23 protein-coding genes and 1 riboswitch are annotated in these 22,122 nt (G+C 72.5%); of the genes, 15 read left to right on the forward strand and 8 right to left on the reverse strand.

The window, feature by feature from the left end:
- Window positions 1-237: 237 nt before the first annotated feature.
- The 5 genes from ACFV4G_RS08200 to ACFV4G_RS08220 all read left to right on the forward strand — a co-directional run bounded on the left by ACFV4G_RS08200 (window position 238) and on the right by ACFV4G_RS08220 (window position 3,683).
- Complete coding sequence (locus tag ACFV4G_RS08200) at window positions 238-660, forward strand: roadblock/LC7 domain-containing protein (protein WP_380437774.1); 423 nt, start codon at window positions 238-240, stop codon at window positions 658-660.
- An 8-nt stretch (window positions 661-668) separates the two neighbouring features.
- Complete coding sequence (locus ACFV4G_RS08205; protein WP_380437776.1) at window positions 669-1,250, forward strand: DUF742 domain-containing protein; 582 nt, start codon at window positions 669-671, stop codon at window positions 1,248-1,250.
- 124 nt (window positions 1,251-1,374) lie between these two features.
- The gene (locus ACFV4G_RS08210; protein WP_380437949.1) at window positions 1,375-1,917 is read left to right on the forward strand and encodes an ATP/GTP-binding protein; all 543 of its coding nucleotides are present in this window, start codon (window positions 1,375-1,377) and stop codon (window positions 1,915-1,917) included.
- A 317-nt stretch (window positions 1,918-2,234) separates the two neighbouring features.
- The gene (locus ACFV4G_RS08215) at window positions 2,235-2,357 is read left to right on the forward strand and encodes a hypothetical protein (protein ID WP_359957652.1); all 123 of its coding nucleotides are present in this window, start codon (window positions 2,235-2,237) and stop codon (window positions 2,355-2,357) included.
- Between the two features lie 738 nt (window positions 2,358-3,095).
- A complete protein-coding gene (locus ACFV4G_RS08220; protein ID WP_380437951.1) occupies window positions 3,096-3,683 on the forward strand; it encodes a winged helix-turn-helix domain-containing protein in 588 nt (195 codons plus the stop codon).
- Window positions 3,684-3,807: 124 nt separating this feature from the next.
- On the opposite strand, the gene ACFV4G_RS08225 is transcribed toward ACFV4G_RS08220, so the two are convergent.
- Window positions 3,808-4,797, reverse strand: coding sequence for an aldo/keto reductase (locus tag ACFV4G_RS08225; protein ID WP_380437778.1), 990 nt, complete (start codon window positions 4,795-4,797; stop codon window positions 3,808-3,810).
- Window positions 4,798-5,191: 394 nt separating this feature from the next.
- Here ACFV4G_RS08225 and ACFV4G_RS08230 point away from each other — a divergent pair, with 394 nt between their 5' ends.
- The 5 genes from ACFV4G_RS08230 (at window position 5,192) to ACFV4G_RS08250 (ending at window position 8,788) form a co-directional block, all read left to right on the forward strand.
- Window positions 5,192-5,767 (forward strand): TetR/AcrR family transcriptional regulator, encoded by a 576-nt coding sequence (locus ACFV4G_RS08230; protein WP_380437780.1) that lies wholly within the window; start codon window positions 5,192-5,194, stop codon window positions 5,765-5,767.
- A 73-nt stretch (window positions 5,768-5,840) separates the two neighbouring features.
- Window positions 5,841-6,440 carry a DUF4865 family protein gene (locus ACFV4G_RS08235; RefSeq protein WP_380437782.1) on the forward strand — a complete coding sequence of 200 codons (600 nt, stop codon included), beginning with the start codon at window positions 5,841-5,843 and terminating at the stop codon, window positions 6,438-6,440.
- Between the two features lie 16 nt (window positions 6,441-6,456).
- Entirely contained in the window at window positions 6,457-7,053 is a 597-nt protein-coding gene (locus tag ACFV4G_RS08240; protein WP_380437784.1) for a carboxymuconolactone decarboxylase family protein, read from the forward strand.
- Entirely contained in the window at window positions 7,050-7,970 is a 921-nt protein-coding gene (locus ACFV4G_RS08245) for a phosphotriesterase (protein WP_380437786.1), read from the forward strand. Before ACFV4G_RS08240 ends, ACFV4G_RS08245 begins: the two co-directional genes overlap by 4 nt.
- 158 nt (window positions 7,971-8,128) lie before the next feature.
- Window positions 8,129-8,788 (forward strand): Pr6Pr family membrane protein, encoded by a 660-nt coding sequence (locus tag ACFV4G_RS08250; RefSeq protein WP_380437788.1) that lies wholly within the window; start codon window positions 8,129-8,131, stop codon window positions 8,786-8,788.
- Between the two features lie 158 nt (window positions 8,789-8,946).
- On the opposite strand, the gene ACFV4G_RS08255 is transcribed toward ACFV4G_RS08250, so the two are convergent.
- Entirely contained in the window at window positions 8,947-9,711 is a 765-nt protein-coding gene (locus ACFV4G_RS08255; protein WP_380437790.1) for an SDR family NAD(P)-dependent oxidoreductase, read from the reverse strand.
- Window positions 9,712-9,849: 138 nt separating this feature from the next.
- Here ACFV4G_RS08255 and ACFV4G_RS08260 point away from each other — a divergent pair, with 138 nt between their 5' ends.
- Entirely contained in the window at window positions 9,850-10,470 is a 621-nt protein-coding gene (locus ACFV4G_RS08260; RefSeq protein WP_380437792.1) for a TetR family transcriptional regulator, read from the forward strand.
- A 26-nt stretch (window positions 10,471-10,496) separates the two neighbouring features.
- Here the strand turns inward: ACFV4G_RS08260 and ACFV4G_RS08265 are convergent, their stop codons facing one another.
- Window positions 10,497-10,934 carry a TIGR03618 family F420-dependent PPOX class oxidoreductase gene (locus ACFV4G_RS08265; protein WP_380437794.1) on the reverse strand — a complete coding sequence of 146 codons (438 nt, stop codon included), beginning with the start codon at window positions 10,932-10,934 and terminating at the stop codon, window positions 10,497-10,499.
- Window positions 10,935-11,164: 230 nt separating this feature from the next.
- Here ACFV4G_RS08265 and ACFV4G_RS08270 point away from each other — a divergent pair, with 230 nt between their 5' ends.
- Window positions 11,165-12,334, forward strand: a complete 1,170-nt coding sequence (locus ACFV4G_RS08270) for an alpha/beta hydrolase (protein WP_380437796.1) — start codon at window positions 11,165-11,167, stop codon at window positions 12,332-12,334.
- Window positions 12,335-12,453: 119 nt separating this feature from the next.
- On the opposite strand, the gene ACFV4G_RS08275 is transcribed toward ACFV4G_RS08270, so the two are convergent.
- Window positions 12,454-12,783, reverse strand: a complete 330-nt coding sequence (locus ACFV4G_RS08275; RefSeq protein ID WP_380437798.1) for a MoaF N-terminal domain-containing protein — start codon at window positions 12,781-12,783, stop codon at window positions 12,454-12,456.
- 479 nt (window positions 12,784-13,262) lie between these two features.
- Window positions 13,263-13,435, forward strand: a riboswitch (cyclic di-AMP (ydaO/yuaA leader).
- A gap of 1 nt (window position 13,436) precedes the next feature.
- Here ACFV4G_RS08275 and ACFV4G_RS08280 point away from each other — a divergent pair.
- On the forward strand, window positions 13,437-14,720 hold the full coding sequence (locus tag ACFV4G_RS08280) for a hypothetical protein (RefSeq protein ID WP_380437800.1): 1,284 nt from the start codon (window positions 13,437-13,439) through the stop codon (window positions 14,718-14,720).
- A gap of 22 nt (window positions 14,721-14,742) precedes the next feature.
- On the opposite strand, the gene ACFV4G_RS08285 is transcribed toward ACFV4G_RS08280, so the two are convergent.
- Together ACFV4G_RS08285 and ACFV4G_RS08290 are read right to left on the reverse strand one after the other, a co-directional pair.
- A complete protein-coding gene (locus ACFV4G_RS08285; protein ID WP_380437802.1) occupies window positions 14,743-15,234 on the reverse strand; it encodes a hypothetical protein in 492 nt (163 codons plus the stop codon).
- 277 nt (window positions 15,235-15,511) lie between these two features.
- Window positions 15,512-16,309 carry an IclR family transcriptional regulator gene (locus ACFV4G_RS08290; RefSeq protein ID WP_380437804.1) on the reverse strand — a complete coding sequence of 266 codons (798 nt, stop codon included), beginning with the start codon at window positions 16,307-16,309 and terminating at the stop codon, window positions 15,512-15,514.
- A 203-nt stretch (window positions 16,310-16,512) separates the two neighbouring features.
- Between ACFV4G_RS08290 and aceB the strand changes: the two genes are divergently transcribed.
- A complete protein-coding gene (gene aceB, locus ACFV4G_RS08295; protein ID WP_380437806.1) occupies window positions 16,513-18,162 on the forward strand; it encodes a malate synthase A in 1,650 nt (549 codons plus the stop codon).
- A 175-nt stretch (window positions 18,163-18,337) separates the two neighbouring features.
- Window positions 18,338-18,739, forward strand: coding sequence for a gamma-glutamylcyclotransferase (locus ACFV4G_RS08300; protein WP_380437808.1), 402 nt, complete (start codon window positions 18,338-18,340; stop codon window positions 18,737-18,739).
- Between the two features lie 432 nt (window positions 18,740-19,171).
- Here ACFV4G_RS08300 and ACFV4G_RS08305 read toward each other — a convergent pair whose 3' ends face one another.
- Together ACFV4G_RS08305 and ACFV4G_RS08310 are read right to left on the reverse strand one after the other, a co-directional pair.
- Complete coding sequence (locus ACFV4G_RS08305) at window positions 19,172-20,557, reverse strand: 8-oxoguanine deaminase (RefSeq protein ID WP_380437810.1); 1,386 nt, start codon at window positions 20,555-20,557, stop codon at window positions 19,172-19,174.
- 117 nt (window positions 20,558-20,674) lie between these two features.
- A complete protein-coding gene (locus tag ACFV4G_RS08310) occupies window positions 20,675-22,021 on the reverse strand; it encodes a nucleobase:cation symporter-2 family protein (protein ID WP_380437812.1) in 1,347 nt (448 codons plus the stop codon).
- Window positions 22,022-22,122 lie beyond the last annotated feature (101 nt).

Consider the following 22,122-nt stretch of genomic DNA (forward strand, 5'->3'; position numbering starts at 1 on the left):
CCTCCCCGCGCCGCCCGACGGCAGCCGGGCGCCGCTCGCCCGGCGCCCACCGGCGGGCCCGCCGGTCCGCCTGGTACCGCCGGCCGGTCCCCTGGGCCCCTCCGGTCCCTCCGGCCCCTCCCGTTCCGGCGCACCCGGGACGGACGCGCAGACATCACCAGCACGACCGGAACGACCAGTACGACCGGTTCGACCAGCACCACCCGTAACGCCCGCTCCAGCGGAAGGAACTGATTCATGACCATCTCGACCCAGCCGTCCGGGGACCTCAACTGGCTCCTGGACGACCTGGTGGGACGCGTCGCGGCCCTGCGGCACGCGGTGATCCTCTCCAGCGACGGCCTGGCCACCGGCGCCTCCCGCGGTCTCGAACGCGAGGACGCCGAGCACCTCGCCGCCGTCGCGGCCGGCTTCCACAGCCTCGCCAAGGGCGCCGGCGGGCACTTCAAGGTCGGTGGGGTCCGCCAGACCATGGTCGAGCTCGACGAGGCGTTCCTGTTCATCACGGCGGCCGGCGACGGCAGCTGCCTGGCCGTGCTGAGCGAGGCCGAGGCGGACATCGGCCAGATCGCCTACGAGATGGCCCTGCTGGTCAAGCGGGTCGGCGAGCACATGGCCGCCGAGCCGCGCACCGAAGCCGCGCTGCCGCCGGGGAGATGATCGGTTCGATGGCGGATCCGAACGCGGAGGCGGTGGCGGAGCGGGACGAGTCCGTGGCCGCGACGGACGGGGCCGGGCCTGCGGCCGCTTCGAGCGCGGACCCTTCGAGTGCGGACGCCGCGGCCGTGGACGGCTCGTCCGCGGACGAGCTCGCGGACGAGCCCTCGGACGTGCCCGAGGTGGACCTGTTCCGGCCGCGCACCCCGGTCGACGACCGCTGGTTCGACGACGAAGCCGGCCCGGTGGTGCGGTTGTACTCGATGACCCGCGGCCGCACCCGCCCGGTCGAGGACGGCCTGTTCGACCTCATCTCGCTGATCACCGCCGCCGAGCCCGGACCGGACGCGGGGGCCGTGCCCGCGCACGTGCTCGACCCGGAGCACCAGACCATCCTGGCCTGGTGCCGCCGCGAGCCGCTGTCCGTCGCCGAGCTCGGCTCGTACACCGACCTGCCGGTCAGCGTCGTCCGCGTGCTGCTCGGCGACCTCTACGACGCCGAACTGATCAGCGTCACCCGACCCGTTCCGCTCGCCGAGCTGCCGGACGAGCGCCTGCTGCGAGACGTGATCAATGGACTCCGTGCGCTCTGAGTACCACGCCGGGCACGACACCGGAAACGACACCGGAAACGACGCCGGGCACCGCGACGGGCCGGCCGCCGGGCCCGACGCCACCGACCCACGCTGGCGCGGCGGTCCGGCCGTCGCGGTCAAGATCCTCGTCGCGGGCGGCTTCGGCGCGGGCAAGACGACGCTGGTCGGCGCGGTCAGCGAGATCCGCCCGCTGCGCACCGAGGAGGAGCTGAGCGAACTTGGCCGCCCACTGGACGACACCTCGGGCGTGGAGGCCAAGCGCACCACCACGGTGGCGATGGACTTCGGCCGGATCGACCTGAGGCCCGGGCTCGCGCTCTACCTGTTCGGCACGCCCGGTCAGGACCGCTTCTGGTTCGTATGGGACGAGTTGGCGCGCGGAGCACTCGGCGCCGTGGTGCTCGCGGACACCCGGCGCCTCGCCGACTGCTTCCCCTCGGTGGACTTCTTCGAGCAGCGCGGTATCCCGTTCGTCGTCGCGGTGAACTGCTTCGACGGGACGGAACGCTTCTCGCCCGAGGAGGTGCGGGACGCGCTCGACCTCGACCCGGGCGTCCCGGTGCTGCTGTGCGACGCGCGGCTGCGCGAGGACGGGAAGGACCTGCTGGTCGCCCTCGTCGAGCACGCCGCCACCCGGCCGCGCCGTGTGGCCTCCCGGGCCTGACCCTTCGTCCGTCCCCCTCGTGCGCCCGTTCGTTCGCTCTTTCATACGCTCCTTCAATCGCTCCCTTTGCCGTTCCCACCGCCATCCCATCGAGCCGCGTCTCATTTCCGGGTCCGCATCCCGGACGTCCGGCGCGATGAAGGTTGCCTAGACCGGGCCGGCGTGGAAGGCTCTGTGGACGAAGGCCGCCCGGCCATGCCGTCGGGGAGCCCGGATGCGCGTCGGTGCTGACGCTTGTCCGGCAGCAGGCTCTTCGATCACGCACCTTCGGCCCGCAGCCCGCGTCGCCGAGCACGGATCCAGGGGAGGGCAGCAGGATGACCGTCGGTCGGCACACCACCGCGGCCGCGCCCGCCTCCGTCCGCACCCCGGTCCCGTCGGTGCTCACCGCCCGCCGCTACATCGACCACGCGCTGACCTGCAGCGCGTGTTGTCGCTGACCGGCCGGCCCCTCCCCGGTACGCCCGACCCCGCTTGCGGCCCCAGGCCGCTCCGTCCGGCGCACCGTCACCCCGTCGACCAGGCCGGAGCGGCACACCGGAACCCGGCGTGCCCGCGACCGGCGATCCGGCCCCGCCACGCGGAGAGACCACCTGTGAACCTCGCCTTCCCCACCCCCGCCCCCGGAGCCGCCGGGCGCCCACGCGCCGCCGGGACGTTCCCCGTCGAGCGCGGCGGCGCACCGTCCGGGCGGTCGATCGGGCGGACGAGCGGACAACCGAACGGGCGCTCGCGCACGGTCGGTCACGCAGTCGCGGACGGCCGCTCCGGCCGCTCCCGCCGATCCGGTCGCGCTGACCTGGAGCCGTTCTGGCCCTCCAGGCAGCCGCACCTGTTCGATCAGACGTGTCCGGGTTCGCCCAGCGCGTCCCGGTCCTCCGCCCGCTGATTCCGGACTCCGGATCCCGGACCCGCCGTCCGGATCAGCCCAGGCAGTAGCCCGGTCGACGCGCAGACGACTCCACCCCGTCCGTCACGCGCGAAATGAGCGGCACACCATGTCTTCTTCTTCCACGGCCACCCTGCCCCTGCCCACCGCGACCCCGCACCTGCGCGCGGTCCGCTCGGTCCAGCCCGTTCCGTCCGTCCAGTCCGTTCCCGCTGTTCCGTCCGTTCCGTCGGTTCCGTCCGGGCTTGTCAACTCCCAGGTCCGGTCCGCGCGTTCGGTGCCTCCGCACGTGCTCCCGCCCCGGCCCGCCCCGGCGGTCGCTCCGGCCGCGGTGCCTCCGGCGCCGCCGCAGTCGCTGCTGGCGGCGCTGCCGGAAGGCGCCTCCGTGGTCGCGGCGCTGCCCCAGGGCGCGCTGCCGCACACCCTCCTCGCCCAGTACGGTGCGCAGTTCGGCGACCCGGCCGGGCGGCCGATGGTCGGGTACCTGGTGCTCGTGCCCGCGGAGAACCCGGCCGGCGCGGGTTCGACCGTGGTGGGTTCGGCCGGCGGCCCGGCCGGCTCGTCGGCCGCCCGACCGGTCCGCCCGGCGGGCCGGGGCATCACCGTCGACAACGAGCGGCGCAACGCGTACGTGGACGGGCGGCTGCTCGACCTCACGTACCTGGAGTTCGAACTGCTCGCCCACCTCACGGAGCACCCGCAGCGGGTGCACACCCGTGACCACCTGGTCTCCGCCGTGTGGGGCTACGGCCACGTCGGCGACGGTCGGACGGTGGACGTGCACGTGGCCCGTCTGCGGCGCAAGCTCGGATCGGCCTACCGCGACACGATCGTGACGGTCCGCCGGGTCGGCTACAAGTACACGCCGGTGGCATGAGGGGCCGCCCGCTCCGGAGACCGACGGCGAACAGCTGACAGAGAACAGCTGACAGGGAACAGATAACAGACGACAGATAACAGATTTTGAAATCTGTTATCTGTCGTCTGTCACCCGCCCGCCGTCACTGGCTCAGTCGGTCGATCTCCGCGAGCTCCTCCGCAGTCAGCGGGCCGCCGTTCAGCGCGTCGATGTTCTGGTCCAGTTGTGCGACGCTGCTCGCCCCGATGATCACCGACACCACGCGCGGGTCGCGCAGCACCCAGCAGAGGGCGAGCTGGGCGAGCGTCTGCCCGCGTCCCTCGGCGACCTTGGCGAGCGCCCGGAGCTGCTCCAGGCGCGTCCCGTCGAGGGCCTTCTCGCTCAGGAACTTCCCGACCGACATCCGCGACCCGGCCGGCACGTCGCCGGACAGGTAGCGGTCCGTCAGGAGGCCCTGTGCGAGCGGGGAGTAGGCGATCAGGCTGGTCTGGGTGTCGCCGACGGCGTCCAGGACGCCCTCCTCCACGGACCGGTTGAGGATCGAGTACGCCGACTGGTTCATCAGCACCGGCGTCCCCAGCTCGCGCAGGATCGCCACCGCCTCCCGGTGCTGCTCCGCCGGGTAGTTGGAGATGCCCGCGTACAGCGCCTTCCCCGAGCGGACCGCGCTGTCCAGCGCGCCCATCGTCTCCTCGATCGGGGTCTCCGGGTCGTACCGGTGCGAGTAGAAGACGTCGACGTAGTCGAGCCCCATCCGCCCGAGCGACTGGTCCAGGCTGGCCAGCAGGTACTTGCGGCTGCCGCCGTTGCCGTACGGACCCGGCCACATGTCCCAGCCGGCCTTGGTGGCGATGAACAACTCGTCCCGGTACGGGCGGAGGTCCTGCGCGAAGAGGTGCCCGAAGTTGCGCTCCGCGCTGCCGTACGGCGGGCCGTAGTTGTTCGCCAGGTCGAAGTGGGTGATCCCGCGGTCGAAGGCGCGGCGCAGCACCGCCCGCTGGACGTCCAGGGGTTGGGCGTCGCCGAAGTTGTGCCAGAGGCCGAGCGAGACGGCGGGCAGCTGTACGCCGCTGCGTCCGGCCTTGCGGTAGGTCATCGAGCCATAGCGGTCATCCGAGGCGAGGTAGCTCATGCCGGACATCTTGCCAGCCGGTGCGCGTGGATCAAGGCCTTGCCCGCACCCCTGGTCGCCGCCCGCACCCCTGGTCGCCGCCCGCACCCCGCCCCCTGGCCACCGCCTGCGCCCCCACCCCTGGGGTCGCTTGCGCCCGCCTCGGCAGTGCCCGTGCATGACACGGCGTGACGTGACGCGTGCCACCGGCATGGGCGGAATGCCGGCAGGCGGTGCGGGGGATGACGATCGGGCGAGGGAATGCGGGTGAGGGAATGCGGGCGAGGGGCCGTGGCCGCCGGGGGGCGGCGCACGGCCCTCGGTCGTCTGGGGGACGGGTGTGCCGCCAGGGCGGAGGAAACGCCGAGGGGAAACCACTGGCGCTCTGTACCTACTGGTATGTACAGTGATCCACATGGCAACCCAGGACCGTCTCATCGAGAGCACCCAGGAGCTCCTCTGGGAGCGCGGCTACGTCGGCACCAGCCCCAAGGCCATCCAGCAGCGCGCCGGCGTCGGCCAGGGCAGCATGTACCACCACTTCACCGGCAAGCCCGACCTGGCCGCGGCCGCCCTGCGCCGCAGCGCCGAGGAGATGCGCGCCGTCGCGGAGGCCGACCTCGTCTCCCCGGGCAGCGCCTACGACCGCATCGCCGCCTACCTCCACCGCGACCGCGACGTGCTGCGCGGGTGCCGGATCGGACGGATGGCGCAGGACCCGGACGTCATCGCCGACCCGCAGCTGCGGGCGCCGGTCGAGGAGACGTTCGACTGGCTCCGCGGGCGGATCGCCGAACTCGTCGCAGAGGGCCAGGCGGCGGGCGAGCTCGTCCCCGGCGTCGACCCGGTTGACACCGCGGCCGCGCTGGTCGCGGTCGTCCAGGGCGGCTACGTGCTCGCCCGCGCGGCCGACCGCGCCGAGCCCTTCGAGCAGGCCGTCCGCGGCGCCCTCGCCCTGCTCGCGGCCCAGCGGACGAACCGAACGGCCTGAGACCGGATCCGGACCGCGGGCGGGCCCCGCAAGCGCCCGTCCCGATCAAGCCGCCCACGGAGGAGAACCACCCGTGCACGCCATGCAGTACGAGATCACCCTCCCCGCCGAGTACGACATGGGGATCATTCGCAAGCGCGTCGCCGAGCGGGGCCACCTCCTCGATGCCCACCCCGGCCTGGGCCTCAAGGCGTACCTGGTCCGGGAACGCGGGCGCGACGGCTCGCCGGTCAACCAGTACGCGCCGTTCTACCTGTGGCGGACGGCCGAGGGCATGAACGGCTTCCTCTGGGGCCCCGGCTTCCGTGGCCTCAGCGCCGACTTCGGCCGTCCCGCCGTCAGGCACTGGCTCGGTGCCGGGCTCGCGCGAGGGCCCGTGGCCGCCGGGCCCGCCGTGCCCGGTGCGGACGGACCGGCCACCGCCACCCGCCGGACCGTCCGCCTCTCCGAGACCGCCGATCCCGCCGAGGCCGTCGAGCAGGCCCTCGCCGACCTGCCCGACCACCCCGCGCTGCACACCGCAGCCGTCGCGGTCGACCCGAGCCGGTGGGAGCTGCTCCAGATCGCCCTCTGGCGCGGCGAAGTCCCCGACGGCGCGCCCGGCACCCGCTACCGGGTGCTGCACCTGTCCCGGCCCGAACTCGACCGGCTCCCCGCCGGCCGCCACTGGTGAAAGGATTCGCCACCCCATGACCACCGCGCCCGAGTCCCTCGCGCCCCAGTCCTTTGCGCCCGAGTCCCTCGCCCCCGAGTCCCTCGTGCCCGAGTCCCTCGTGCCCGCCGACCTCGCTCCCGCTCCGCTCGATCGCGAGGCCGGTTACGCCCTGCTCGCCGACCTCGCGGGGCCGGCCGCCGTGTCGACCCTCGCCGGCCTCGACGGTCTGGCCCCGGGTTTCGCCGACTGGATCGTCACCGCCCTGTTCGGCGGCACCTACCAGCGCCCCGGCCTCGCCCTGCGCGACCGTCAGGTCGCGAACCTGGCCGCGCTCACCGCCCTCGGCGGCGTCGAGCCGCAGCTCGCCGACCACGTCCGCAACAGCCTGCGGATCGGGATGACGCGTGAGGAGATCACCGAGGTGATCGTCCACCTGGCACCCTACGTCGGGGTCCCGAAGGCCTTGGCCGGCCTGCGCGTCGCCACCGCGACCTTCGCCGAGGCGCAGCAGGCGCAAGCGGTGCAGACGGTGGAGACGCCACAGGCGGCATCGCCCGTCCAGGACCAGGACCAGGACCAGGGCCAGGACATCGCGCAGGGCCAGGACATACAGCGGGAGGCCGGCGCGTGACCGCCACCGTCCGCACGGTCCTGGGCGACGTCGACCCCGCCGAGCTCGGCGTCACCGACTCCCACGACCACCTGTTCATCCGAAGCCCGCTGCTTCCCGGCGAGGAACTGGACGACCCGGCCGCCGCGGAGGAGGTCCTGCGCTCCTTCGCCGCCGGCGGCGGCCGGACCTTCGTCCAGTGGACCCCGCACGGGATGGGACGCGGTGCCGACGCCCTCGCCCGCCTCTCGCGCACGACCGGCGTCCACGTCGTCGCCGCCACCGGAATGCACCAGGCGGTTCACTACGGCGAGGACGCCGGCGGTCTCTCCGCCCGGTACGACGGACTCGCCGAACGCTTCGTCACCGAGCTGACCACCGGTCTCCCGGGCGCTCCCGAGGGCGTCCGAGCCGGGCTGATCAAGGTCGCGTGCGACGTGGGCGCCAGCAGCACGCACACCCGTCTGGTCATGGCGGCCGCAGCCGAGGCCCACCACGCCACCGGCGCCCCGATCGCCGTCCACCTCGAACCCGGCGGCGACCCGTACTTCGTGCTGCTCTGGCTCCACGACCGCCACCGGGTCCCGGTCGACCGGATCGTCCTCGGGCACCTCACCCGCCTGCCCGACGTCCGGCTGCACCGCGAACTCGCTGACGAGGGCGTCTACTTGGCCCTGGACAGCCCCTCGCGGGCCGGCCACGCGGAGGACCACCAGGCCTTCGATCTCATCGCGGGCCTCGTCGACGCCGGCCACGCCGACAGGCTGCTCCTCGGCGCCGACACGACCACCCGCACCGCCCGCCGGGCCGGCGGCCCCACCCGGCTGCTCACCGACCTCGCGCCGCGCCTCGGCCGCACGTTCGGCCCCGAGCTGCCCGAACTGCTCCTCACGGCCAACCCGGCGGCCGCCTTCGCCACCGACTGGCGCACCCCCTGAGGCTGGCGCCCCCGTCCTTTCTGCCGTCCCTCCGACCGGCTCTGCGACCGGCTCCGCGGCCGACTCTCCTGCCATCTCTCCTGTGGCCGACTCCGCCCACCCGGGTTTCAATCCGAGTACCCGGCGGACCACGCCACCTCCAGAGAGGCGGACCGACGATGCACTCCTGGCTCGCTCCCGCCCGGCTCGCCGTCGCCGCGCTCGCGGCCGTCGCCCTCGGTTTCTCCGGCTATCACGCGGCGACCGGTTCCACTGGGGTGGTGAACTACTTCGGTTACTTGACCATCCTCAGCAACGCGGCCGCGGTCGTCGTCCTGGCGCTCGGTGGACTGGCGGGCGTGACCGGCCGCCGCCCCGTGCCCGACCCGGTGCGCGGGGCGGTCGTGCTCTACCTGGTGATCACCGGACTGGTGTACGGCACGGTCCTCGCCAAGTACCCGGACCAGCTGACGATCCCGTGGGTCAACGACGTGCTCCACCGCGTCATGCCGCTCGCTGTGCTCGCCGACTGGCTGATCGACCCGCCGGCGCGCCGCCTGCGCTCGAGGGCAGGGCTGTGGTGGCTGGGCTTCCCGCTGCTCTACCTGGGCTACACGCTGCTCCGGGGCTGGGCCGTCGAGTGGTATCCGTACCCGTTCCTCGACCCCGGCGTGCATGGCGGGTACCGGCGGGTGGCCGGCGCGTGCGCCCTGGTGGCGGCGGCGTTCGTCGTGGTCGGGGCGGCGATCCTGGCGGTCGGCAACGCCCTCGCCGCCCGCCGCGACGCCCGTCACGGCACCGCGCAGCGAGGCCGCCGCGCCCACGCCAGGACGACCTGAACGCATCAGGACGACCCGAACGCACCAGGGCGGCCTGAACGCACCAGGACAACCTGAAACCGACGAACAGCTGACAGATAACAGATTTCGAAATCTGTTATCTGTCAGCTGTTATCTGTCATCCGCCGGCCGTCATTCCCACACCCCGGCCCGCCGGCTCACATGTGGGTGCCGCCGTCGATGCGGATCTCGGTGCCCGTGACGAACGCGCCGTCGTCCGACGCCAGCATCGCGATGACGCCCGCCACGGTCTCCGGCCCCGCGAAACCCTGGCCGATGGCGGGGGCGAGCTTGGTGAACAGGCTGAAGTCGGCGTCGGCCGGCAGGCCCGGGTTGTTGGTCATGCCGCTGTCGATGCTGCCCGGCGCCACGCACACCGCGCGCAGCCCCTGCTTCGAGTACTCCGACGCGATGGCGTGCGTGAAGGACTGGATGCCGCCCTTGGTCGCGGCGTAGGCGGCCATGTACGGGTGGGCGAAACTCGCCGACGTGGAGCTGAAGTTGACCACCACGCCGCCGCCGCTCGCGAGCAGCGCCGGAAGCGCCTCGCGGGTCATCAGGAAGGTGCCGGTCAGGTTCACCGCGAGGAGCTTGTTCCAGAACTCCAGGCTGGTCTCGTGGGTGTGCGAGGAGCGCAGGATCCCGGCCGCGTTGACCAGGACGTCGAGCCCGCCGAGGCACGCGACGGCCTCCGCGACGCCCGCCACGACGGCGCCTTCGTCCGAGATGTCCAGCACCGCGGTGGTGAGCCGGTCGGCGGTGCCGTCGGCGGTCGCGCGGTCCGCGGTGCTCCGCAGGCCGTCCGCGCTGACGTCGACCGCGACGACCTTGCCGCCCTCAGCGAGGATCCGGTGCACGGTGGCCTGGCCGATGCCCGAGCCGCCGCCGGTGATCAGGACGTTCCGTCCGCTGAAGCGCTCCATGGTGGTTCTCCGTTCGTTCCCGTGGTCTCTCGACCTCTAGAGGCACGGTACGCCCGAGTGGCATAACGTGCCAATAAGTCTCGACATGCCGCCACGGCGTGAGCTGCCTCCCTGGCACGAGACGCGTACGCTGAGCCCGTGACCGGACGCCCTTCCCTGACCCAGCGCCGCCGCGAAGCCACCCGGCTGGACATCGCCCGCACCGCCGCCGCGCTCTTCGCCGAACGGGGCGCCGAGGCGACCACCGCCGAGGAGATCGCCAACGCTGCGGGCATCTCGCTGCGCACCTTCTACCGGTACTTCTCAGTCAAGGAGGACGCCGTCGCCCCACTGCTCGCGGCCGGCGGGCGGCGCTGGGTGGAACTGTTCGGGGAAAGCTCCGCCGACCTGCCGGTGCGCGAGGCGCTGGAGCGCTCGGCGGTCGCCTCGCTGACCCCGGCCGATGGGCCCGCCGCCGAGGCCATGCACTGGACCCGCAGCCTGCTGCGCGACCCCCGTCTCGCGAGCACCTGGCAGCGCGTGCACGCCGACTCCGAGGAACGGCTGCGCGGCGTCCTGGCCGACCGCTGCCCGGAGGGCGCGGACGCACTGGAGATCCGCCTGGCCGCCGCTGCGGCGACCGCCGCGATCCGGGTCGCCCTGGAGGAGTGGGCCCTCTCCGACGCCCCCGCGACGGGCCCGGGTTCACCTCAGGAGCTGGGCGCCCGCTGCATGCGCGAACTCACCGGGGGGCTGCGCCTGTGGAGCCGGGTGCCGTGAGCCGGGTGCCGTGAGCAGGCTGTGCGTCAGCGGTCCTCGAAGGCCGCGGCCGGCAGGGGTTCGACGCCGACGACGCGGCGGATGCGGGTGGGCTCGATGAGGACGGTGACGCGCCGCTCGCCGGGGATGCGCCACTCGTAGCGCTCCGCGCCGAGGTACTTGCGGGCGAGATCGTCCATCCGGCGGTCGGCGCGCTCGCCGGTCACGAACCCGACGGCGCGGCCGTGGATCTGGACCCGGTCGTACGGATCGGTCAGGTCGGCGTTGGAGAGGCAGACGCGCGGGTCGCGGCGCAGGTTCCGCTCCTTCGTGCGGCCGATGGCCGTGTTGAACAGGACGAGGTCGCCCTCCAGGTCCACCCACATCGGGGTGACGTGCGGGGCGCCCTCGGCGTCCGTGGTCGCCACGTACCAGATCCGCGGCTCGCGAACCCGAGCCCGGATCTCCTCGTTCCAGCCGCCCACCGCGCCACCTCCAGGGATCCCCGATCACCTGACGTTCTATCAGGTTCGGCTCGGCGAGGTGACAACTTTCAGATGACAGATTTCAAACTCTGTTATCTGAAAGTTGTCATCCGTCACCCGGAACCCCGGCCCGCTAGGGTGGAAGATCGCGTCCCGACGGGGAACCGGGGAGGTGCCCCGGATGTCCTAGCGGCGGGGGTGTGAGTTCGAGGCGTGGGAGCAAGTAGGACATGGGTCTGACGAGCCACAAGGTGTTGGCGCTGACCGTATTGATCGCCGTCGTGATGATGGCCGCCACGGTCTGGCTGTGGCCCAGACTCGCGAGGAAGACCTGGCAGGCGGTGCTCGGCCGGATCGGCACGCTGCTCGCCACCCAGTTCACCGTGCTCGCCGCGCTCGGCCTCGTCGCCAACAACTACTTCTCCTTCTACAGCAGCTGGGACGACCTGCTCGGCACCGGCGGTGACAACGGCCCGGTGGTGATCCACAACAAGGCGGACGCCTCCGGCCGCCTGCTCGTGGAGACGATCGGCCACGCCTCCGTCCAGGGCGGCGGCGCGATGGGCCGCGAGCCCGCCAAGTCCGGCGAGATCCGCAAGGTCCGGATCGACGGCAAGCTCACCCGGCTGTCCACGGAGGGCTACGTCTACCTGCCGCCGCAGTACTTCCAGCCCGAGTACGCGCAGCGCCAGTTCCCGGCCGTGATCGTCAGCACCGGTTTCCCCGGGCAGGCCGAGAACCTGATCACGCGGTTCAACTACCCGGGCGCGGCGCTCAAGCTGCTCCAGGAGGGGAAGATGCAGCCGACCGTCATGGTCCTCATGCGTCCCTCGCCCGCCCTCCCGCAGGACACCGAGTGCGAGGACATCCCCGGCGGCGCGCAGTCCGACACGTACTTCACCAAGGACGTGCCCTCGGCGATCCAGGCGAGCTTCCGGGTCTCCGCCGACCCGCAGGCGTGGGCCTTCATGGGCAACTCCACCGGCGGCTACTGCGCGGTCAAGCTCGCCATGCGCCACCCGGAGGTCTTCCCGACCGCCGTCTCCCTCTCCGGCTACTACCGTGCCGCCGAGGACCCGACCACCGGCGACCTCTTCGGCGGCAGCCGGCAGCGCCGGGACGAGGCCGACCTGATGTGGCGGCTCAAGAACCTGCCGCAGCCCAAGGCGGCCGTCCTGCTGGCGGGCACGAAGCAGGGCGACGGCGACTACAAGCACGACACCGAGGCGTTCATCGACGCGGTGCAGAGCCCCGGCCCGATGAAGGTCTCGTACAGCATGCTGGAGACCGGCGGCCACAACTTCGAGACGTGGAGCAAGCTGCTGCCGTCCTCGCTGGAGTGGCTGTCCGAGCACCTCAAGGTTCCGAACCAGCCGAATCAGCCGGCCCCCGCAGCCTGAAGCCGGCCTTCGTAGGCTGACGGCCGGGCCCCGCAGCCGGACGGTCCCCGCGGCCTGACTCGCTGCAGCCGGCCGGCTTCCGCAGCCCGACGGTCGCCGGCCTCGCGGACCGGCCGGCCTCAGGCCACCCGCTCCAGCGTCCCCGTGTGGAGCTCGCCGACCCGGCCGCCCTCGCCCTCGAAGGTCCAGAACGCGCGCACCGTCAGCCGGACCAGGTCCATCACGTGGCTGACGGTGATGCCGCTCTGCTCCGTCCAGCTGACGAAGTACACCTCGGGCGCGACCTCGGCGACGTGGAGCGCCACGTCCTCCCACTGGCCCGCCGACTCGCCGAGGCCCTCCCAGCGCAGCCGCTTGCCGTCGGCCGAGTAGGCGTTGCGGAAGGCCGCGCCGTTGTCGGCCCGGAAGAGGTAGGTGCGGCCGGCGAAGGCGGGCAGGGGCGCGGTCATGGTGCGGCGGTTCCTCGTCTCTGCGGGAGGGGGCGCGGTGCTCTTGTGCACGACGGTGGATGTCGGACCTCCAATTTATCCGATCGGGCGAGCTCGCACGCCACTGCCAGTGAAGACGCACCCCCGTCACCGTCACCACGCAAGGCCCGCCAGGGCACCGCCGGCCAACAGGTGACACCGGCACCGGCACCGCGACGGCCGGCGGCACCCGGCTGCTCGGCGGGCGCGACCGCCTCGAACCCGCCGGGGCGCCGGACGCCGGGGTCCGGATCGGTGCCCGGCTCGCCCGAACATCAACGGCCCGCCGGGATGCCGGCCAACTGATCCACTGCGCACCGTAGTTGATCGACACGACTGTGAGCTGCGCGACAACCGGCCGAGACGAGTTGTCCGTTCACGGACCGACTGCCTAGCCTGCAACGGCGTCCGCCCTCGCGGACCCCGCCGCCGGGACGCCGAGTCCCGTCCACCCGACGGCGGGCAACCGAGCACCACAGCGGACGGGAGCGGGGGAACCAAGGTCAGCGCCACGACCCGGCACGCCCTCGCGCGTGCCGGCCGCGGCTTGGGGTGAAGCCGTTCCCACCGGCGGCCGGGCGACCTCTCAGTCCGAACCCGACAGCTCACCTCGCAGGCGTCGCAGAGGACACCCCATGCACAAGCCTGCCCGGCGCCCCGCGCCCCGCCACGCCCGCCCGTCCCACCGCGGCCGCACCGCCGCCCTCGCCGCCACCGGCGCGCTCGCCATCACCGGCGCCGGCCTGTTCGGCCTCCAGTCCGCGCCCGGCGCCCAGGCCGCCACCGGTCCGACCGTCACCCAGGACCGGCTCGCCCCGGCCACGATGGTCGCCGGCCGGGCCGCCACCGCGACCCTCACCGTCCACTCCTCGTCCTGCTTCACCGCCAAGACCGTCGGTGTCGGCGTGCGCGACGCGGCCGGCAACAACCTCGACTTCCCCGGCAACGCCAGCAATGTGCCGATCTGCCCGTGGAGCTACACCTTCACCAGTGGCGCGCGTGCCCTGCCGGCCGGCACCTACACCCAGTTCGGGTTCTGGCAGGACTTCGGCGGCGCCTGGCACAACCTGCCGTCGCAGCAGCTCGTCGTCTCCAGCTCCCCGGCCCCGACCACCACCCCGTCGGCCATGCCCACCCCCACCCCCACGCCCACCCAGGCACCCACGCAGGCACCCACGCAGACCCCGAGCGCCACCGCCACCCCGAGCACCCCGGAGCCGTCCTCCCCGATCGCCGGCAAGTCGCTGACCTGGTCCGACGAGTTCAACGGCCCGATCAACTGGGGCCAGCGCTGGGTCGGCGACAAGAGCACCGCGTACAAGTACGGCAACCACAACCCGGACGACAACAAGCTCGACTGGCTGGACCCGAACAACGTCAGCGTGGCCAACGGCGTCGCCACCTTCACCGCCACCCCCGGCAGCAACACGCTGGAGAACGGCAAGCAGTCCTGGAACACGGGCTTCCTCACCACCGAGGGCTCCAGTGAGGGCTTCCAGGTCAAGACCGGCGACTACGCCGAGACCCGGGTCAAGCTGCCGGCCGGCTCCGGCGCCTGGCCGGCCCTGTGGACCTGGAAGAACGGCAACGGGGAGATCGACTCCTTCGAGTACCACCCCGACAACCCGAACCTCCTGGAGCTGACCAACCACGTCAACCCGGGCAACTTCGACTACTACACCAACGCGAGCGCCGTCGCGAAGGACCAGTGGGTGACCATCGGCACGTACTACGGCGCCACCTCGGTGGACTGGTACGTCAACGGCGTGAAGGTGTTCTCGGACGGCAAGGGCGTCGGCGCGAACTTCTCGGCGTACCTGATCCTCAACCTGTCGGTGTGCGCGGGGCAGTACCACCCCGCGCCGCAGGGGACCGCCCCGATCACCTTCGCCGCCGACTACGTCCGCGTGTACCGGTAGCCGTCACCGGCCGTAGCGGACCTCAACCGGCAGCCGTCTCGACGACCCTGATGTCGAACGGCTGCCGGTTGTTGCGCGGGTGCCGGTCGTCCGGGCTGATCACCGTGACCTTCCCGCCGGTCAGCAGGCCCGTATGCGCCATGGGGGAGATCCGCACCGTGACGAGCGCGGTCGCGCTGCGTCCCTCGGGCAGGCCGGGGCCGAAGGTGCAGCGCACCTCGCGGCCCAGGAACGCCTCGCAGTTCTCGGGGAAGTACGGGCCCACCGCCGTCACCTCCTCCGGCAGGGTGACGATCACGGTGAAGGGCGAGGCGGTGGTGTCCGGGCCGAGGTTGGCGACGAAGGCGTGCACGGTCGTGGTGCCGCCGGGCGGCGCGGGGCTGGGGTCGAGCCGGACGACCTCCAGGTCGGAGTCGGACAGCGCCGCGGCCCGGCTCTCCGGCGCGAGCTGCACGGCCGGACGGGGGTCGGGCCGCTGCCCGGCCCACGACGGGACGGCGGTCAGCGTCGCCACCGCACAGCCTGCCGCCACGGCCACCGTCAGCCACGTCCCGCTCCGTGTCGCGTTCCCCGTCCTGCCGCGAAGCCTCTTGCGCCTGCGCTCCATCGCCGTTCACCATGCCCTCGTGCTCCGGCCGCCTGCGCTGTCGCGGGCCGCGTCCGCACCAGGGTGGCCGAGCGGCGGGCGGCCGTCGCCGCGCCCCGCCCTCCGTCCGCTCGAACGGAGGAACGCGTGCGCAGGAAGTCGACCAGTCCGACTTCCTGCGCATGACACCTCAACTGATCACCCATCAGGGTGCGAGGACCTGCCCGAGCCGGGCCGCGATCTTGTGCATCACCGGGACGAGCGAGGCCGCGCCGTCCTGCTGCTCCAGCGCCCGGATGCGGGCCTCGGGGCCGGAGACCGACAGCGCCGTCGGCGTCGGCGCGCCCGGGACGGCGAGCGCGATGCAGCGCACCCCGATCTCCTGCTCCTGGTCGTCGACGACGTACCCGCGCTCGCGCGCCTCGGCGAGCTGGTGCAGCAGCTCCTGCGGGTCGGTGACGGTGTACTCGGTGTGCGCGGGCAGCGTGTTGGGGCCGAGTATGGCGCGGGCCTCCTCCTCGGGGAGCTGGGCGAGCAGCGCCTTGCCGACGCCGGTGCAGTGCGGCTGCACCCGCCGGCCGACCTCGGTGAACATCCGCATCGACCGGCGCGACTGCACCTGCCCGACGTAGACCACTTCGCCGCCCTCCAGGACCGCGAGGTTCGCGGTCTCGCCGGTGGCCTCCATCAGCTCGGCCAGGTAGGGGCGGGCCCAGCTGCCGAGCAGGCGCCCGGCGGTCTCGCCGAGCCGGATCAGCCGGGGGCCGAGGGTGTAGCGGCGGGCGGTGTCCTGGCGGACGTAACCCTGCTGCACGAGGGTACGTACCAGGCGGTGGATGGTCGGCATCGGCAGGCCGGAGGTGGTGGAGAGCTCGCTGAGCGTCGCCACGCCGCCGGAGTCGGCCAGCGCCTCCAGGAGCTGGAAGGCGCGTTCGACGGACTGCACGCCGCCGCTCGCGCGGTCGGCGCCCGTCGTCGATGCTGTGTCGGGGGTCGCAACCACCGGCGTTCCCTTCGCTGTCGGGGAGGAGTAGAGTCCCGGCGATCACATCAACAAACCGTTGAAATTCTGTATCGCGGAAACTAGTCTCCACCTTACAGAATCGAATGCGCCGACAGGTGGGTTCGGATCAAGGAAGTTCCCCAAAGGAAGCTCCCACCGGAGCTCCCTTCGCCAGGCTCAACCGTCTTAGGAGTGTCCTGCTCATGGCCACAGATCAGGGACCCGGCGTCTCCCCCGCCGCTCCGGTCGTCACTGTCGCCGGTCCGCGCGTCCACCGGGCGGAGGAGGTGCTCACTCCGGAGGCGGTCGCCTTCGTCGTCGGCCTCCACCGCGCGTTCGAGGGCCGCCGGCAGGAACTCCTCGCCCGGCGGAAGACCCGGCGCGCCGAGATCGCGCAGGCGGGCACGCTCGACTTCCTCCCGGAGACCGCCGACGTCCGCGCCGGCGACTGGAAGGTCGCCGAGGCGCCGCGCGCCCTCCAGGACCGCCGCGTCGAGATCACCGGCCCCACGGACCGGAAGATGGTCATCAACGCCCTCAACTCCGGCGCGCGGATCTGGCTCGCCGACTTCGAGGACGCGACCTCCCCGACCTGGGAGAACGTCGTCAGCGGCCAGGTCAACCTGATCGACGCCTACGAGGGCCGGATCGACTTCACCAGCGACGCCGGCAAGGCCTACGCCCTCAAGCCCGCCGCCGAACTCGCCACCGTCGTGGTCCGCCCGCGCGGCTGGCACCTCGACGAGAACCACCTGCTCGTCGACGGCGTCCCGGTGGCCGGCGCGTTCTTCGACTTCGGCCTGTACTTCTTCCACAACGCGGCCCGGCTGCTCGCCAAGGGTCCGGAGGACCCCAACTCCGGCCCGTACTTCTACCTCCCGAAGACCGAGAGCCACCTCGAAGCCCGGCTCTGGAACGACGTGTTCACGCACGCCCAGGCGCAGCTCGGCATCCCGCACGGCACCGTCCGCGCCACCGTCCTGATCGAGACCATCACCGCCGCGTTCGAGATGGACGAGATCCTCTACGAGCTGCGCGACCACGCCGCCGGACTCAACGCCGGCCGCTGGGACTACCTGTTCTCGATCGTCAAGAACTTCCGCGACGCCGGCGAGCACTACATCCTGCCGGACCGCAACAGCGTCACCATGGCCTCGCCGTTCATGGCCGCCTACACCCGCCTGCTGGTGCAGACCTGCCACAAGCGCGGCGCCCACGCGATCGGCGGCATGGCCGCATTCATCCCCAGCCGCAAGGACCCCGAGGTCAACGCGGCCGCGCTGGAGAAGGTCAGGGCCGACAAGGACCGCGAGGCCGGCAACGGCTTCGACGGCTCCTGGGTCGCCCACCCGGACCTCGTCCCGGTCGCCCGCGCCTCCTTCGACGCCGTGCTCGGCGAGCGGCCCAACCAGAAGGACAACCCCGGGCCGTCCGAGCCGGTCACCGCCGCCCAACTGCTCGACATCGCCGGCGCCGGCGGCACCTGCACCCACGCGGGGCTGCACAACGCCGTCCAGGTCGGCGTCCGCTACATCGAGGCGTGGCTGCGGGGCCTCGGCGCCGTCGGCATCTTCAACATGATGGAGGACGCCGCCACCGCCGAGATCTCCCGCTCGCAGATCTGGCAGTGGATCCACAACGGCGTCGTGCTCTCCGACACCGGCGAGAAGGCCACCGCCGAGCTGGTGCGCGGCCTGGTCGCCACCGAGCTGGCCGAGCTCCGCGCCGAGCTGGGCGAGGCCGGGTACGCCGGCGGGCGCTGGCGCGAGGCCGCCCAGCTCTTCGAACAGGTCGCCCTGGCCGAGGAGTTCGCGGACTTCCTGACCCTCCCCGCGCTGCCCCTGCTGGGCTGACCCCAAGCTATCCGCCGGTGCCACCGCCGCACGCCTGCCGCGGTGGCGCATGCCGGCGGGCCACTACTCCGTTCCGTACGGCGACGAATCCACCTGTCCTCTCGTCGCCGTGCGGAACGGCCTTTTTTGCCACGGCCCCTTTGCCGTGGTCCTTGTTCTCGTGAGGAGTTCACCCATGGCACGCATTTTCTTCAACGGCCAGGCGATGGCCGGCGGACCGTTCCACGCCAAGGTCGCCGACGCGCTGATCGGGCCGGCCCGGACCGCCCCCGGCTACCGCTTCTTTTCCATCGACCACAGCGGCGGGACGGACGTCTGCCCGGGGCTGCTGGCGGACCCGGACGTGGACAGCGCGATCGATGGCGAGCTGTACGACATCAGCCTGGAGCGCCTGCGGGACGTCATCCTGCCCGGGGAGCCGCGTGAACTGGAGCTCGGCGTGATCGAGCTGGAGGACGGCTCCGCGTGCCTGTCGATGCTCCTTGCCCGCGGGGAGCTGGAGCGCGGCGTCCACCGCGAGATCACCCACCACGGCGGGTGGCGCGCCTACCTGGCGACGCTGGGGCGCACGGCCTGACCAAGCCTGACCAAACCTGACCGGTCTGACCGGCCTGACGGCTGGGGGCTGGGGGCTGGGGGCTGTTCTAGGGGCCGACAGCAGACGGACAACCAAAGACGGATAACAGCGAACAGATAACAGATGACAACTTTCGTCATCTGTTATCTGTTCGCTGTTATCCGTTCGGCGCCCCCCGGGCACGCCGCAGCCCCGGACCCTCGCCGTGGGTCCGGGGCGGCGGTGCGCGCGCCCGGGGTTGCGGGCGCGCGACGCGGGACCGCCCCCCCCCCGGCGGCCCCCCCGCCCCCCCCACAGCCGCCGCCCCGGCCCCCCGCCGGGGGACCGGGGGGGCGGTCCGCGCGCCGGGTGTGGCGCGCGGAGTCCGGGTCACGCACCGTCCCTGGGCGGCCCGGAGTACAGGGAACGGAAGAGGAGCGGGCTACCGGTCCGTCAGACCGGGCGGGCCGCGAGCTCCTTCGCGGCGCGGGCGCAGTCGCGCGCGATGCGGTCCTCGTTGACGGTGGTCAGCTGCCCCTTCTCGACGACGGCGTTGCCGTTGACGAAGAGGACGGACAGCGGCGGCAGCGCGCCGAACGTCAGGGCCGCGACCGGGTCGGCGATGGACGAGTGCATGATCCCGTCGATCTTCCACAGCGCCAGGTCGGCGAGCTTGCCGGCCTCGATGGAGCCGATCTCGTTCTGCCGGCCGAGCACCCGCGCGCCGCCCATGGTGCCAAGGCGCAGGGCCTGGCGCCCGGTCAGGGCGGTCGGGTAGCCGTGCAGGCGGTTGATGAGCAGGGCGTTGCGCAGCTCGGTGCCGAGCTCGCCGGACTCGTTGGACGCGGTGCCGTCGACGCCGAGGCCGACCGGTACGCCGGCCTTGATCATGTCGGGCACGCGCGCGATGCCGGCCGCCAGGCGGGCGTTGGAGGAGGGGCAGTGGGCGACGCCGGTGCCGGTCTCGGCGAACTTGGCGATGTCGGAGTCGTTCATGTGGACGCAGTGCGCCATCCACACGTCCTCGCCGAGCCAGCCGACCGACTCGAAGTAGTCGGTCGGGCCCATGCCGAACAGCTCCTTGCAGAACTGCTCCTCCTCGGCGGTCTCCGAGCCGTGGGTGTGCAGCCGTACGCCCTTGCGGCGGGCGAGTTCGGCGGACTGCCGGAGCAGGTCGGTGGAGACGGAGAACGGGGAGCAGGGCGCGATGGCGACGTGCAGCATCGAGCCGAAGGAGGAGTCGTGGTACTTGTCGACGGCGGCCTCGGAGGCGGCGAGGATGTCGTCGAGCTCCTCGACGGCGTGGTCCGGGGGCAGGCCGCCGTCCTTCTTGCTGCGGTCCATGGAGCCGCGCAGCGCGGTGAAGCGCAGGCCGAGTTCCTGGACGGCCTCGACGGAGGCGCCGAGGACGTCGCCGCCGTCCTTGGGGAAGACGTAGTGGTGGTCGGAGGCGGTGGTGCAGCCGGACTTGAGGAGCGCGGCGGCGGAGCCCTGGCTGGCGGCGTGGACGAGCTTCTCGTCGATGCGGGCCCAGGTGGGGTAGAGGGCGACGAGCCAGTCGAAGAGGATGTTGTCCTGGGCGAGGCCGCGGGTGATCCACTGGTAGAAGTGGTGGTGGGTGTTGACCAGGCCGGGGGTGACGAGGTGGCCCTCGGCGTTGATCCGGCGCACGACGTTGTCCAGCCAGGCGGGGGCGGGGCCGCTGCCGACCGATTCGATCTTGTTGCCGAGGATGACCACGTGGCCGCGGGCGTGCTCGGTGTCGTTGGCGTCGACCGTCGCGATGGCGGCGTTCTCGATGACGATCCGCTGGTCGGCGGGTGGGGGCTGGACTGCCATGGTGTTGCTCCTATGGGGGAGGGCGAGAGCGGTGCCGCGTGCTGCGCGCCCGTGGAGGGGCGGCGGCGGGTGACGGGTGGGGGCGCGTCGAGCGGGCACGCGCCCCCACCCCGCCGGTCAGGACGGTGTCACCGTCGGCACCGTCGTGCCGGGTGGATCGCCGGCCGCTGCGCGGCGGGCGGCCCCGACGTGGTGGAAGAGGAGGTTGAGCAGGACGGCCGTCACGGTGCCGGCCGAGATCCCGGAGTGCATCAGGGTGCGGACGGCCTCCGGGAAGGCGTCGTAGAACGTGGGTACGGCGATCGGCACGATGCCGACACCGAGCGAGACCGACACGAGGATGGTGTTCGAGCCGGACTCCATGCCGGCCTCCGCGAGGGTGCGGATGCCGCTCGCCGCGACCGTGCCGAAGAGCACGATCCCGGCGCCGCCGAGGACGGGCTGCGGTACGAGGGAGACGAGTGAGCCGAGCACGGGGAAGAGCCCTAGCAGGACCAGGATGCCTCCGCCGGCCGCGACGACGTAGCGACTGCGGATCTTCGTCAGTGCCACGAGCCCGATGTTCTGGGCGAAGGCGCTGGCGGCGAAGCCGTTGAAGACCGGGCTGAGCGCGGTGGCCAGGCCGTCGGCGCGCAGGCCGGCGGCGAGCGTGGGTTCGTCGGCCTCGCGGTCGACTATTCGGCCGAGCGCGAGCATGTCGGCGGTGGACTCGGTCATCGAGACCACCATGACGATGCACAGCGAGACGATGGCGGCGGCGTCGAACTCGGGGGCGCCGAAGTGGAACGGGGAGGGGAGCGCGAAGACCTTCGCGTCCTTGACCGGGCCGAAGTCGGCGAGGCCCAGCGGGAAGGCGATCAGGGTGCCGAACGCCAGGCCGACGAGCAGGGAGAGCTGCTGCCAGAAGCCGCGCAGCAGCCGGTTGCAGAGCACCACCGCGACGAGGGTGATCGCGGCGAGGCCGATGGCCCGCATGGAGCCGAATCCGGGGGCGCCCGGCGAGCCGCCGCGCGCCCAGTTCACCGCCACCGGCAGCAGGGACACCCCGATGAGGGTGATCACGGTGCCCTGGACGACGGGTGGGAAGAACCGGATGAGCTTGCAGAAGTACGGTGCCGCGAGGAAGCACAGGACCCCCGCGACGATCACCGCGCCGAAGATCACCGGGAGGGCGTGCTTCGGTCCGTGTTCGTTGGCGATGGCGATCATGGGCGCGACGCCCGCGAACGACACGCCGTTCACGAACGGCAGCCGCGCGCCGATCTTCCAGACGCCGAGGGTCTGGAGCAGGGTGGCCAGTCCGGCGGTGAACAGGCTGGCCGAGATGAGCAGGGCGAGTTCGGCGGGGGAGAGCCCCACGCCGGCGCCGACGATGAGCGGGGGTGCGACGACTCCCGCGTACATCGCGGCGACGTGCTGGAGTCCGGTGGAGACGAGCTTCACCGGGGACAGCACCTCGTCCACGGGGTGGGTTCCCGGTCCCGGGGGGGTGGCGGGGTGGGCTGGGTCGGCGCGCGGAGCGGTAGTTCTTGCGGGGGGGGAACCGCCGGCGGGGGGGGGGGTGT

The organism is Kitasatospora sp. NPDC059747, from assembly GCF_042732955.1.
Taxonomy (GTDB): domain Bacteria; phylum Actinomycetota; class Actinomycetes; order Streptomycetales; family Streptomycetaceae; genus Kitasatospora.

Excerpts from the sequence above, each read along its gene's own strand:
- ACFV4G_RS08250 (WP_380437788.1), top strand. The coding sequence starts at position 8,129 with ATGCACTCCTGGCTCGCTCCCGCCCGGCTCGCCGTCGCCGCGCTCGCG.
- ACFV4G_RS08230 (WP_380437780.1), top strand. The coding sequence starts at position 5,192 with ATGGCAACCCAGGACCGTCTCATCGAGAGCACCCAGGAGCTCCTCTGG.
- ACFV4G_RS08215 (WP_359957652.1), top strand. The coding sequence starts at position 2,235 with ATGACCGTCGGTCGGCACACCACCGCGGCCGCGCCCGCCTCCGTCCGC.
- ACFV4G_RS08240 (WP_380437784.1), top strand. The coding sequence starts at position 6,457 with ATGACCACCGCGCCCGAGTCCCTCGCGCCCCAGTCCTTTGCGCCCGAG.
- ACFV4G_RS08270 (WP_380437796.1), top strand. The coding sequence starts at position 11,165 with ATGGGTCTGACGAGCCACAAGGTGTTGGCGCTGACCGTATTGATCGCC.
- ACFV4G_RS08205 (WP_380437776.1), top strand. The coding sequence starts at position 669 with ATGGCGGATCCGAACGCGGAGGCGGTGGCGGAGCGGGACGAGTCCGTG.
- ACFV4G_RS08200 (WP_380437774.1), top strand. The coding sequence starts at position 238 with ATGACCATCTCGACCCAGCCGTCCGGGGACCTCAACTGGCTCCTGGAC.
- ACFV4G_RS08255 (WP_380437790.1), bottom strand. The coding sequence starts at position 9,711 with ATGGAGCGCTTCAGCGGACGGAACGTCCTGATCACCGGCGGCGGCTCG.
- ACFV4G_RS08280 (WP_380437800.1), top strand. The coding sequence starts at position 13,437 with ATGCACAAGCCTGCCCGGCGCCCCGCGCCCCGCCACGCCCGCCCGTCC.
- ACFV4G_RS08305 (WP_380437810.1), bottom strand. The coding sequence starts at position 20,557 with ATGGCAGTCCAGCCCCCACCCGCCGACCAGCGGATCGTCATCGAGAAC.
- ACFV4G_RS08225 (WP_380437778.1), bottom strand. The coding sequence starts at position 4,797 with ATGAGCTACCTCGCCTCGGATGACCGCTATGGCTCGATGACCTACCGC.
- aceB (WP_380437806.1), top strand. The coding sequence starts at position 16,513 with ATGGCCACAGATCAGGGACCCGGCGTCTCCCCCGCCGCTCCGGTCGTC.
- ACFV4G_RS08275 (WP_380437798.1), bottom strand. The coding sequence starts at position 12,783 with ATGACCGCGCCCCTGCCCGCCTTCGCCGGCCGCACCTACCTCTTCCGG.
- ACFV4G_RS08300 (WP_380437808.1), top strand. The coding sequence starts at position 18,338 with ATGGCACGCATTTTCTTCAACGGCCAGGCGATGGCCGGCGGACCGTTC.